This is a genomic window from Corynebacterium sp. HMSC11E11, from assembly GCF_001807025.1.
In the GTDB taxonomy this organism is placed as follows: domain Bacteria; phylum Actinomycetota; class Actinomycetes; order Mycobacteriales; family Mycobacteriaceae; genus Corynebacterium; species Corynebacterium freneyi.
The window spans coordinates 26270-38519 of record NZ_KV787157.1; the positions used below are offsets into that span (position 1 = coordinate 26270).

Below are 12250 nucleotides of genomic sequence, written 5' to 3' on the forward strand. Positions count from 1 at the left end.
TTTCGGGTGGTCTGGTTCTTTCGGGTTGTCTGTTTCGGAGTGCCTGTTTCGGATCGTCTGTTTCGGGGGCCGCGATCACTCATCCGGCATCGTCCACGCGATGACCGCGGTGGGCAGGGAGAGGATCACCAGGAGCGGGATGAGGAAACCCAGGCCCAGCAGGTAGGGGACGTCGGCCGCCCACTCGGGACGGGCCCGCATCAGCCACGTGCCGAAAAAGGCCAGCGAGATGCTGAACACCAGGCCGAACCACAGAAAACACTGGTAGGCCAGGCTGCGCAACCCCTCCACGCGACTACGCTCGTACTCGTCGAGCACCGTCGCCGGTGCACCGTCCAGGTTGTCGGTCACGATGACCAACGTCGTCCACGTGCCCACGAGCAGCACGGTGAAAACGATCCACGGCAGCCCCCACCAATCCGACGAGCCGTCGCCAAGCAACGTCGCCGCGAACAGGATGCCCGCGACGAGCAACGCGAACACCATGGCGAGGTAAGCGACGACCAGGCGGCGCCGGCTCGCGCGATTGCGCAGCCGGGGAAACCACCCGGACATCATCTCGCGGCGTTCGAGGAAGACCCGTTCGCGCCGGGCCTGCCACCGATCGAGGAAAGTGCGGTCGTGCACGTCGGAATTCCGAATGTTCATCGCTGCTCCTCCGGGGTGGTGTCCCGGGTCGGGAATTGGGGTCGGTTCTGGGGCTGCGCCGCGTACAGGGCGGCGGACATCGGGGTGAACTCCTCGCGGGAGAACACCGCCTCGACCGGAAGGCCGAACACCTCGCACAACCGGAACGCCAGATCGAGGCTGGGGTAGTGGTCCCCGCGCTCGAGCGCCCCGATGGTCTGGGGGTTGACCTCCACGGCCTCCGCCAACTGCGCGCGACTGAGCCCGCGTTCCGCGCGGAGAACCGCCAATCGATTGAATATCGGTCGCTGTGGACCACGTTTCACCGGACTCATGTGACCAAGTGTTGGGAAAACCCAACGCTTTGTCAATAGGTCCAACAAAATTTTTCCGACGCCAACCCCGTATTTCCAGGTCAGCGGAATGCACGTACCCTGGAAAACGTGATCACACGGCCAACGATTCTCGGCATCCTGTTCGTCGCCAACGTCATCGCGCTGGCGCTCACGGTCTTCGTCAGCCCCTGGTGGGCGGTGCTGCTGGCGGTGGTCGTGTTCCTGGACCTCGTCGCGGTCTACGACGTGCTCATCCAGAAGAAGCACACCCTGCTGCGGATCTACCCGATCCTCGGCCACGCCCGGTACCTGCTCGAGTCCATCCGACCGGAGACCCAGCAGTACTTCATCGAGCGCAACTTCGACGGCACCCCGTTCGACCGCGACACCCGCTCCGTCATCTACCAGCGGGCGAAGGGAATCGGGGCGAAGAAGTCGTTCGGCACCGAACGGGAGATCACCGCCCCCGGCTACGAATACATCCCCCACTCCATGGCGCCGTCGCGCACCGTCAACGCCAACCCGCGCGTGACGCTCGGCGGGAAGGACACCACCCAGCCGTACGACGTGTCCATCTTCAACATCGCCGCCATGAGCTTCGGCGCGCTGTCGCCCAACGCGGTGCTCGCCATGAACAAGGGCGCGGCGATGGGCGGATTCATCCACGACACCGGCGAGGGCTCCATCTCCCCGTACCACCTGAAGTACGGCGCCGACCTGTTCTGGGAAATCGGCTCCGGCTACTTCGGCTGCCGCACCGAAGACGGCGACTTCGACCCCGAGAAGTTCCGCGAACGCGCCGCGCTGCCCCAGGTCAAGGCCACCTACCTCAAGGTCAGCCAGGGTGCGAAGCCCGGCCTCGGCGGCATGCTGCCCGGCGACAAGGTCGACGAGATCATCGCCGAAACCCGAGGCGTGCGCGTCGGCCAGGGCGTCGTCAGCCCGCCGTTCCACCGCGTGTACTCCACCCCGCGCGAACTGGTCCGCTTCATGGGCACCATGCGCGAACTCAACGGCGGCAAGCCCGTCGGCTTCAAGATCTGCGCCGGTTCCCGCATCGAATTCCTCGCCGTGTGCAAGGCCATGGTGGCCGAGGACATCACGCCGGACTTCATCATCGTCGACGGCGCCGAGGGCGGCACGGGCGCCGCGCCCCTGGAGTACTCCGACCGCGTCGGCATGCCGCTGACCGACGGCCTGGTCCTCGTGCACAACGCGCTCGTCGGCGCCGGCCTGCGCGACCGCGTCAAGATCGGCGCGACCGGCAAGATCGTCACCGGCTTCGACATCATCAAGCGCATGTGCCAGGGCGCCGACTTCATGGCCTCGGCCCGCGGCATGATGATGGCCACCGGCTGCATCCAGTCCCAGCTGTGCCACACCAACGAATGCCCCGTCGGCGTGGCCACCCAGGACCCGCGACGCTGGAAGGCCGTCGACGTCGAAGACAAGGCCAACCGCGTGCGCAACTTCCACGACGCCACCGTCCAGGAGGCCGTGGGCATGCTCGCGTCGATGGGCCTGGAAAGCTTCGACCAGCTGTCGCCGTCGATGCTCTTCCGCCGCACCTCCGACGAGTACGCCGAAACCTACGCCGAGCTGTACAACTGGCTCGAGCCCGGGGAGCTGCTGTCGGGCACCCGCTTCCACGCGTGGGCCGACGACTGGGAGCTCGCCGACCCCGACCGCTTCTGGTACCCGGAGCTCCACGACCGCGTGAAGCCGAAGGCCGCCGGCGCCGAGTAGCCGTCGGGGACGCGCACGCCCGAACCCGAGTACAAAAGGGGACATGGCCAACGAAGAAATCAACGGCACCCCCTCCACCGGAACCATTCCGTCGTTGTCCCTCAACGACGGCAACTCCATCCCGCAGATCGGCCTGGGCACGTGGCGCATGGACGACGCCACCGCCCGCCGCTGCGTCCGGCACGCCATCTCGATCGGCTACCGGCACATCGACACCGCCTCGCTGTACGGCAACGAAGTCGGCGTCGGCCAGGGCATCGCCGACGCCATCGCGGCCGGCGACGTCGCCCGCGGGGACCTGTTCGTGACCACCAAGGTGTGGAACGACGCCCACCGCGCCGCCGACACCCGCCGTTCGGCCGGTGACTCGCTGCGCAGGCTCGGCCTCGATTACGTCGACCTGCTGCTCGTCCACTGGCCCTGCCCGAAGCAGGGGCTGTTCGCGGAGAGCTACGGCGAAATCATGGTGCTTCGCGACGAAGGGCTGACGCGATCCGCCGGCGTCGCCAATTTCTACTCCGACGTGCTCGACGAGCTGCCCGAAGCCCCGGCCGTCAACCAGATCGAACTGCACCCCGGCCTGCCCCAGGATGAGCAGGTCGACGACGACCGTCGGCGGGGCGTCGTCACGCAAAGCTGGGCCCCGCTCGGCCGGGCCAAGCAGTTCGCGTCCGGGCCCATCGCCGACGTCGCGGCCGAGCTCGGCCGCACCCCCGCCCAGGTGACGCTGCGGTGGCACCTGCAGCGGGGTCTGGTGGCGATCCCGAAATCCGCCGACGAGGGGCGCATGGCCGAAAACCTCGGCGTGCTCGACTTCGAACTGTCCGACGAGCACATGACCGCCATCGCGGGCCTGGCCGACCCGGAGTCCCGCATCGGCGGCGACCCCCGTTTCTTCGGCGATGAGTAAACGGTGACGGCCGCACCCCGGTAGATTCGGAAACATGTCTGAGTCCAGCGTGGCCCCCGAGAACTCCGAGATCCGCGTCGAGCACGACGGCCCGATCACCGTCATCACCATCGACCGCGATCACAAGCGCAATTCCCTCAACGCCGGCGTGTGCTCCGACATCGCCGACGCGGTGGAGGCCGCGCCGGAGCGCGAGGAGTGCCGGGTCATCGTCATTCGCGGCGAGGGCCGCGCGTTCTGCGCCGGCGCCGATCTCGGCGGCCAGCACAGCGACGGCAACTTCCACGTTCAGCTCGCCCGCATGCTCCACGCGCTGCAGGAATGCCCGCGCATCATCATCGCCGACGTGCAGGGCGCGGCGGTCGGCGCCGGCATGCAGCTGTCCATGGCCGCGGACCTGCGCGTGGTGGGCGAACGAGGCTGGTTCATGATCCCGCCGGTCAAGCTCGGCATCGCCGTCGACGCGTGGACGGTCCGCCGCACCCGCGTGCTGGTCGGCGGCGCCCGCGCCCGCACCATCCTGCTGGCCGCCGAGCAGATCGACCAGGCCGAGGCGAAGTCCTGCGGCCTGGCGTCCTACCTGGGCGATTCCACCGTCACCCGGGAGGTCGCCGAGCGCATCGCGTCGTTCGCGCCGATGAGCCTGGCCTACCACAAGATGGTGCTCAACGACGACGAGACGAACCTGCCGCCGAAGCCGGACCAGCGCGAGCTGTACGAGGCGGTGTGGGCGTCGGAGGACGCCGCCGAGGCGGGCCGGGCGCGCGCGGAGAAGCGCGACCCGGTCTTCCGCGGAAAGTAGCGGTCCCGGAGGATGCGCGGGGACGGCGGAGAGGGCATCGACACCGCGTTCGTCACGGGCCCCGGCGGTCTGACGCGCGAGCAGGTCGACCAGCGCGTCCGCGCGGGGTTGGTCAACCACCTGCCGCCGACGTCGGGGCGCACGGTCACGGACATCATCCGCGCGAACGTGTTCACGCGGATCAACGCGATCCTGGCTGTGCTGCTGGCGATCGTGCTGTGGACGGGATCGTGGGTCAACGGCGCCTTCGGCCTGCTCATCATCGCAAACTCCATCGTCGGGGTGGTCCAGGAGCTGCGGGCGAAGCGGACGCTGGACAAGTTGTCCATCGTCGGTCGCGCCCGGCCGATGGTCATCCGCGATGGCGCCGGGGCCCGGGAGCTGGACCGCGAGGAGATCGTCGTCGACGATCTGGTGGAGCTCGGCGCGGGCGATCAGATCGTCGTCGACGGCGTGGCCCGGTCGGTCGACGGCCTGGACGTCGACGAGTCGCCGCTGACGGGCGAGTCGAATCCGGTGCACAAAAACGTCGGCGATCCGTTGTATTCCGGGTCGCACGTCGTGTCCGGCGGCGGCACGCAGCAGGCGACGAAGGTCGGCGCGAACGCGTACGCCGCGCAGTTGGCGGCGGAGGCGAGCAAGTTCACGCTGACGGATTCGGAGTTGCTGCGGGGCATCAACAAGATTCTCCGGGTGATCACGTGGATCCTCGTCCCCACGGGTGTGCTGGTGATCTGGACGCAGTTGTTCCGGTCGGGGCAGCCGTTGCGGGAGGCGCTGTTGGCGATGGTGGCGTCGTTGGTGCCGATGGTCCCCGAGGGCCTGGTGCTCATGACGTCCATCGCGTTCGCCATCGGCATCGTCCGGCTGGGCCGCCGCCGGGTGCTCACCAACGAGTTGCCGGCGATCGAGGGGCTGGCGCGGGTCAACGTCGTGTGCGTGGACAAGACCGGCACGCTGACGGAGAACAGGATGCACGTGCGCGAGGTCGTGCAGCTTGACGACGTCGATGAAGCCGCCGTCCGCCCGATTTTGGCGGCGCTGGGCGGGTTGGAGGAGAGGCCGAACGCGACGACCCTGGCCGTCAACGAGTATCTCGCGGGCCTCGGCGTCGGCGATCCGGGGTGGCAGGTGGCCGACAAGGTTCCGTTCACGTCGGCGCGGAAATGGGCCGGCGCGACGTTCGAGGGGGAGGGGACGTGGGTGCTCGGCGCCCCGGACATCCTCGCCGCCGAGGAGTCTGCGGCGCTGGGGCGGGCGGCGGGGCTCATGGCCGAGGGGCTGCGGGTTCTGCTGTTGGCCCGGGCGAATCCGGACGTCGCGGCCACCGTGTCGGACGTCACGGTAGGACCCGACGAGCACGTCGACGAGCACCCGGGAATGCTGGAACCGGTCGCCCTGGTGGTGCTCGACCAGACCCTGCGGCCCGACGCCCGCGAAACGCTCGAGTACTTCGAGGCCGAAAACGTGACGGTGAAGGTCATTTCGGGCGACAACGCGGCGTCGGTCGGGGCGGTGGCCCGGGCGCTCGACTTGCCCGGCGGCGACCGGCCCGTCGACGCCCGCGACCTGCCCGACCCCGCCGGGGGAGGGGCGCAACGGGAGGCATTCGCCGACGCGGTGGAGGAGGGCCACGTCTTCGGCCGCGTCACCGCCGACCAGAAACGCGCGATGGTGCGGGCGCTGCAATCGCGCGGGCACGTCGTGGCCATGACCGGCGACGGAGTCAACGACATCCTGGCGCTGAAGGAGGCCAACATCGGCGTGGCCATGGGCGCCGGCGCCCCCGCGACGAGGTCGGTGTCGCAGCTGGTGCTGCTGGACAACCGCTTCGCCGTCATGCCGCACGTGGTCGCCGAGGGGCGCCGGGTGATCGGCAACATCGAGCGCGTGGCCAATCTCTTCCTGACCAAGACCATCTACTCCGTGTTCCTGGCGCTGGCGGTGGGGATCATCGGCTACGCCTACCCCTTCGAACCGATCCACGTGACCATCACGGGCTGGTTCACCATCGGCATCCCCGCCTTCGTGCTGTCGTTGGCGCCGAACCACGAGCGGGCGAAGCCGGGGTTCGCGTCACGGGTGTTTCGGCTGGCCCTGCCCTCGGGGCTCATCGTCGGCATGCTGACGTTCGGGTTCTGGCTGTGGGCCTATCCGGGTGCCGACGCGGCGCCGGAGGTCGAGGGGGCGGCGTCGACGGCGACGCTCGTCGTCCTCATCATCAGCGCGTTGTGGGTGCTGGCGGTGGTGGCGCGGCCCTACGAGCCGTGGAAGATCGCCCTGCTGGCCACCGCGGCCGGGGCGTACGCCGTCATTTTCCTGGTCCGGCCGATCGCGTCGATCCTGCATCTGCACCCGGTGCCGACGGGGATGGGCGTCGCCGCCGTGCTGACCGGCATGGTGGGGGCGGTGCTCGTGGAAGCGGTGTGGCAGTTCAATCGGACGCGGGAAGATCGTCTCCGAACCCAAACAGTTAATTGTCGTTAACTCAATCTGGGTTGCCGCGGGGGTAACTGCGTTAGGTGACGTTCTTCCAGGTGGGGACAACCTTTGGGGGTGGCGTGAACTTCCTTAAGGCACCCTGTGAGTGTGATCCGTTTCGCAGGCCGGGGTGTTGCAGGTAACTTCAGGTGCACACATATTTCTGTGTGATGCGCCGCACAACGCATCACGCCGAGTGAGGTGTTACCCGCGGGCGGCCGGCCAATGGTCCCCGTGAACCGTGATTGTCCGTACAAGATGACCCGGAAAGGCACACCAGTGTCCGCAACCCCACAGCCGGTAGATCGGCACAAGCCCACCGCGGCGGAGTACCGCCACGTGCAGGGCACCGAGGAGTTCCAGGAACTCCGCACGACCTTCCGTTCCTTCACCATTCCGCTGACCGTCGCCGGTCTCGTCTGGTACATCGCCTACGTTCTCCTGGCGACCTACATGCCCGACCTGTTCGGCACCGAGATGCCGGTCTTCGGCAACCTCGGCATTCTGCTCGGCGTGCTGCAGTTCGTCACCACGTTCTTCATCACGTGGTGGTACATCTCCTTCGCCAACAAGAAGCTCGAGCCGATGCAGGCCGCCATCCGCGACGAGATGGAGTCCGGCGCCGTCGCCGCGAAGCTCGGCTCCGGCAACAAGGAGGCCAAGTAAGACATGAACACCCTGAATCTCCTCGCCCAGGAGTCGGATCTCGGCAAGAGCAACCCGATTCTCAACATCATCGTCTTCGTCGCGTTCATCGTGATCACGATGGTGGTCGTCACCCGCGTCTCCAAGGGCGGCAACAAGAAGGACGCCTCCGACTTCTACACCGGCGGCGCCCAGTTCTCCGGCACCCAGAACGGCCTGGCCATCGCCGGTGACTACCTGTCGGCGGCCTCGTTCCTCGGCATCGTCGGCGCCATCGCGCTGAGCGGCTACGACGGATTCCTGTACTCCATCGGTTTCTTCGTGGCCTGGCTGGTCGCGCTGCTGCTCGTCGCCGAGCCGCTGCGCAACGTCGGCAAGTTCACCATGGCCGACGTGCTGGCGTTCCGCCTCAAGCAGCAGCCGGTGCGCACCGCCGCCGCCTGCACCACCCTGGCGGTCACGCTGTTCTACCTCATCGCACAGATGGCCGGCGCCGGCTCCCTCGTCGCCGTGCTGCTGAATCTGGAGGGCGAGCTCGAGCAGTCCATCGTCGTCGCCGTCGTCGGCATCGTCATGATCGCCTACGTCCTCATCGGCGGCATGAAGGGCACCACCTACGTCCAGATGATCAAGGCCGTGTTGCTCGTCGGCGGCGTCGCCATCATGACCGTCCTGGTCTTCGTCTCCGCCAAGTCCGGCTTCGTCGGCCTGCTGGAGCAGGCCGTGGCCACCCACGACGCCTCGGCAACCGCGGTCGAGGCCGGAACGAAGGGCTCCCAGCTCCTCGAGCCGGGCATGAAGTACGGCGCCACCGAGACCTCCAAGCTCGACTTCATCTCCCTGGGTCTGGCCCTGGTGCTCGGTACCGCGGGTCTGCCGCACGTGCTCATGCGCTTCTACACGGTGCCCACCGCCCGTGAGGCCCGCAAGTCCGTGACCTGGGCCATCGTGCTCATCGGTTCCTTCTACCTGATGACCCTCATCCTGGGCTTCGGCGCCGCCGCCCTGGTCGGCCCCGACGCCATCCTCGCCGCCCCGGGTGGCGCGAATGCCGCGGCCCCGCTGCTGGCGTTGCGTCTCGGCGGTTCCATCTTCATGGCGCTGATCTCCGCCGTCGCCTTCGCCACCGTCCTCGCGGTCGTCGCCGGCCTGGCCATCACCGCTTCGGCGTCCGTCGGCCAGGACCTCTACCAGGCCGTCATCAAGAAGGGCACCGCGACCGAGGAGCAGCAGGTCCGCGTGTCCCGCATCACGGTCGTCGTGCTGGGCATCGCGTCCATCATCCTGGGCATCCTGGCCATGTCGCAGAACGTCGCCTTCCTGGTCGCGCTGGCCTTCGCCGTCGCCGCCTCGGCGAACCTGCCGACCATCCTGCTGTCGCTGTTCTGGAAGAAGTTCAACACCACCGGTGCGGTCGCGTCGATGTACGTCGGCGTGGGCTCCGCCCTGCTGCTGATCTTCTTCTCCCCGGCCGTCTCCGGCCTCGAGACCTCCATGGTCCCGGGCGCCGACTGGTCCTTCTTCCCGCTGCAGAACCCGGGCCTGGTCTCCATCCCGCTCGGCTTCCTCGCCGGCATCGTCGGCACCTTCGTCGGCAAGCCGGACAACCTGGATGACCTCCAGGCCGAGATGGAGGTCCGCTCCCTCACCGGCGTCGGCACCGAAGCCGCCGTCGACCACTAGGAGCGACCCCCGCAGCATCCCGGGCGCGGTGATCATCGACCGCCCCGGGTGGGGCGCCCCCACGGTGGCGCCCGAGCCTCACGCCCATGAAACCCCGCCTCGACCCCGGAGAAATCCGGTGTCCGGGGCGGGGTTTCGGCATTTTCCGGAGCGCTCGGCGGGTCCCGACAACCCGGTGGGCGTCGCAAAGCAAGCCGCTGACCTGCCGCAGGCGGAAACCCCGGGGCGCGGATAGAGTGGTTGCCAACCAGGCCCGGGGCCGTCGGGCCCGTGACGAAAGCAGGAGGCACCCATGACCGACTCGACCGCGAACCCGAATCCGGAGGCGTCGCCGATCCGCAGCCCGCTGCACGACCGGCACGTGGCGCTGGGAGCGGAGATTCGCGACGTCGGCGGATACGAGCTGCCGTTCCGGTACTCGAGCGAACTCGAGGAGCACAAGGCGGTGCGCGAGGCGGTCGGCCTGTTCGACCTGTCCCTGATGGGCGAGATCCGCGTTTCCGGCCCCGACGCCGCCCGTTTCCTGGCGCACACCCTCATCTCCGCCATCAAGCCCATCGCCCTGGGCAAGGCCAAGTACACGATGATCGTCCAGGAAGACGGCGGCATCATCGACGACCTCATCGTCTACCGTCTCGGCGTCGACGAGTTCATGCTGGTCCAAAACGCCGGCAACATGCGCGAGGTCTACGGCACGCTGCGCGAGCGCATCGGCGGCTACGACGTCGAGGTCGTCGACCGCAGCGCCGAGATCGCCCTCATCGCCGTCCAGGGCCCGAAGGCGGCGAAGCTGCTGCGCCGCGTCGTGCCCGCCGACTCGCACGGCACGCTCGACGCGCTGCGCTACTACTCCTGCACCTCGCTGGAGGTCGCCGGCGTCGAGATGATCGTCGCCCGCACCGGCTACACCGGCGAAGACGGCTTCGAGGTGTTCCCGCCGGCCGACCGCGGCGCCGAGGTGTGGGATGCGCTGCTGGCCGCCGGCGGCGCCGTGTCGGACCCCGCGGATCCCGCCGATGACGGCTCCGACCTGGGCGTGCGCCCGTGTGGCCTGCTGTGCCGCGACATCCTGCGCCTCGAGGCCGGCATGCCGCTGTACGGCCGCGAACTCACCCGCGAGCGCACTCCGCTCGAGGCCGGCCTGAAGTCCGTCATGGGGCCGACGAAGGGCAACTTCATCGGCCGCAACGCGCTGTTCAACCAGCCCGAGCCGAAGCAGCTCCTGGCCGGCCTGCAGATCGAGGGCAAGGTGGCCCCCGAGCGCGGTACGGTGCTTCGCGACGCCGACGGCAACGAGGCCGGCGTGGTCACCTCGTCCAAGGTGTCTCCGACGTTCGGGTACCCCATCGCGTTCGCGTACGTCGACCGTTGGCTGTCCACCAAGGGCACCGAGCTGAAGCTCGACGTCGAGGGCGAGGAGCGCACCGCCACCGTCGTACCGACGCCGTTCTACAACCGCAAGAAGCGCAGGTAGGCGCTACCGCGTCGGGCGGTCGGGCTCCGGGGTGGTCCGCTGCGACGAGGTGCCGCCCGGGCCGCGATGATCGTCGTTGTCGCCGTCGCCGTCGCCGTCAGCGCCGGGGTCCGGGGTGGTGTCGTCGCCCTGCGACGGATCGCCGGGCTCGGTCGTGCCGTCGCCGGGGGCGGGCGCGGTGTCGGTGGGGGAGGGTTCGTCGAGGATGACGGTCCAGCGCGGGATCGGTTCCCCGGTGCAGATGAGGTTCTCGCCGTTGACCGCCGGCCGCAGGGTGCCCTCCAGTCCCGGACAGGGGTCGCCGATGCGGGCCCTGCCGTCGGCGCTGCGCGTGGCGGTGGGGGTCGCGGGTCGTACGTCGTCTCCGGTGGCCGCACCCTGGTCGGTGGGAGGCGTCGGGGAGGCCGGGGAGTCGGTGGGCTCGGCGGACGTCGATTCGGAGGGAGTCTGCGACGTTGCCGACGTCGACGAGCCCGCCTCACCGGTGTGCGACGGACGCGAGGACGAATCGGCGACGGACGACACCGCCGAGGAGTCGATGTCGTCCGCGTTCTCAGACGGGGCGCAGGCGACCGCCGACAACGTCATGCCGCAGACCGCGGCGGCGATGATGGTGCGTTTCATGCCCGTTCCTCCCGTCTTCGTCGAATCGTCGTTGGTGCGAGTACGGGGTGAGCCTACATGGCCGGGGCCGTGTCCGGCGATTTTGACGTGATCGCCGGCGAATCGGGGCAGCGTCGGGCGCCGTCCAACTGCCGTGAACTACCCGTCCGAATCCGTGCGGCGGGTCCGGCGACCCAGCAGCATCCCGGCGCCGAACAACGCGGCCCCGGTGACGGCGCCGATCAGCCCGGCGGACAAGGTGGCCATGGGGGAACCGGACGCGGCCAGCGTGGCTTCGGTCGTGGTCGCGGCGTCGTCGGCGGCCTCGTCGGCCCCGGTGCCGGTGCCGAGACCAGGGGGCTGGCCCGAACCGGTGCCGGGCGTCGACTTCGAGCCGACGGGCTTCGACACGGCCTTCCCGCCGGTTCCCGTGGTTGCGGGGGCGGCCGCCGATGCCGCGGCCTTCTCCTCCGCGGTGCCGCCGACGACGAGGTCGGTGACGGTGTCCTGGCTGCGGTCGGAGGAGCCGTGGGCGGCGAAGGTGAACATGGCGCAGGCGTTGTCGATGCAGTTGCCGGCGGCGAACACGGGCTCCACGTCGACGATGGTCGTGAAGGAACCGTCCGCGCCCATTTCGGAGGTCTTGACGTAGTTCACGGCCCCGAAGGCGGAGGCGTCGGTGTGCGAGAACTTGGCCTTTTCGGCGACGCCGACGTAGATGCCGGGGCCGGTCGTCGCAAAGCCCGTGCCGGTGACGGTGATGGAGGTGACTCCGGTTGCGGCGATCTGGTTGGTCGACAGGGTGACGCTCGGCCCGTGTGCGGAGGCCGTCGCGGCGGGGGCGCCTCCGGTGCTTGGCGACGGTGCCGTGGCGGCCGGTGCGCCGGGACGCGTCGGTGCGGCGGGGGAGCCGGCCGGGCCGGACTCGGCGGGGGCGGCGGGGG

10 protein-coding genes and 1 pseudogene are annotated in these 12250 nt (G+C 69.0%); 7 read left to right on the top strand and 4 right to left on the bottom strand.

The genetic code is table 11. The features are described from left to right. Positions 1–75: 75 nt before the first annotated feature. Positions 76–648 carry a hypothetical protein gene (locus tag HMPREF3121_RS09310; RefSeq protein WP_070522647.1) on the bottom strand — a complete coding sequence of 191 codons (573 nt, stop codon included), beginning with the start codon at positions 646–648 and terminating at the stop codon, positions 76–78. Then, entirely contained in the window at positions 645–962 is a 318-nt protein-coding gene (locus HMPREF3121_RS09315; RefSeq protein WP_070522649.1) for a helix-turn-helix transcriptional regulator, read from the bottom strand. Before HMPREF3121_RS09315 ends, HMPREF3121_RS09310 begins: the two co-directional genes overlap by 4 nt. A gap of 108 nt (positions 963–1070) precedes the next feature. Between HMPREF3121_RS09315 and HMPREF3121_RS09320 the strand changes: the two genes are divergently transcribed. The 7 genes from HMPREF3121_RS09320 (at position 1071) to gcvT (ending at position 10703) form a co-directional block, all read left to right on the top strand. Further along, a complete protein-coding gene (locus tag HMPREF3121_RS09320) occupies positions 1071–2708 on the top strand; it encodes an FMN-binding glutamate synthase family protein (RefSeq protein ID WP_070522652.1) in 1638 nt (545 codons plus the stop codon). Positions 2709–2751: 43 nt separating this feature from the next. Next, positions 2752–3618 carry an aldo/keto reductase gene (locus HMPREF3121_RS09325; RefSeq protein WP_070522655.1) on the top strand — a complete coding sequence of 289 codons (867 nt, stop codon included), beginning with the start codon at positions 2752–2754 and terminating at the stop codon, positions 3616–3618. 34 nt (positions 3619–3652) lie between these two features. After that, the gene (locus HMPREF3121_RS09330) at positions 3653–4420 is read left to right on the top strand and encodes an enoyl-CoA hydratase (RefSeq protein ID WP_070522658.1); all 768 of its coding nucleotides are present in this window, start codon (positions 3653–3655) and stop codon (positions 4418–4420) included. Between the two features lie 12 nt (positions 4421–4432). Beyond that, the gene (locus HMPREF3121_RS09335) at positions 4433–6907 is read left to right on the top strand and encodes an HAD-IC family P-type ATPase (protein ID WP_070522661.1); all 2475 of its coding nucleotides are present in this window, start codon (positions 4433–4435) and stop codon (positions 6905–6907) included. 252 nt (positions 6908–7159) lie between these two features. Further along, positions 7160–7567 carry a DUF485 domain-containing protein gene (locus HMPREF3121_RS09340; protein ID WP_209654529.1) on the top strand — a complete coding sequence of 136 codons (408 nt, stop codon included), beginning with the start codon at positions 7160–7162 and terminating at the stop codon, positions 7565–7567. Between the two features lie 3 nt (positions 7568–7570). Next, on the top strand, positions 7571–9229 hold the full coding sequence (locus HMPREF3121_RS09345) for a solute symporter family protein (protein WP_070522665.1): 1659 nt from the start codon (positions 7571–7573) through the stop codon (positions 9227–9229). Positions 9230–9521: 292 nt separating this feature from the next. Further along, on the top strand, positions 9522–10703 hold the full coding sequence (gene gcvT, locus HMPREF3121_RS09350; RefSeq protein ID WP_070522668.1) for a glycine cleavage system aminomethyltransferase GcvT: 1182 nt from the start codon (positions 9522–9524) through the stop codon (positions 10701–10703). A 3-nt stretch (positions 10704–10706) separates the two neighbouring features. On the opposite strand, the gene HMPREF3121_RS09355 is transcribed toward gcvT, so the two are convergent. After that, positions 10707–11327 carry a hypothetical protein gene (locus HMPREF3121_RS09355; protein WP_070522670.1) on the bottom strand — a complete coding sequence of 207 codons (621 nt, stop codon included), beginning with the start codon at positions 11325–11327 and terminating at the stop codon, positions 10707–10709. A 138-nt stretch (positions 11328–11465) separates the two neighbouring features. Further along, positions 11466–12250, bottom strand: a pseudogene (locus HMPREF3121_RS12635) (hypothetical protein); the annotation flags it as partial.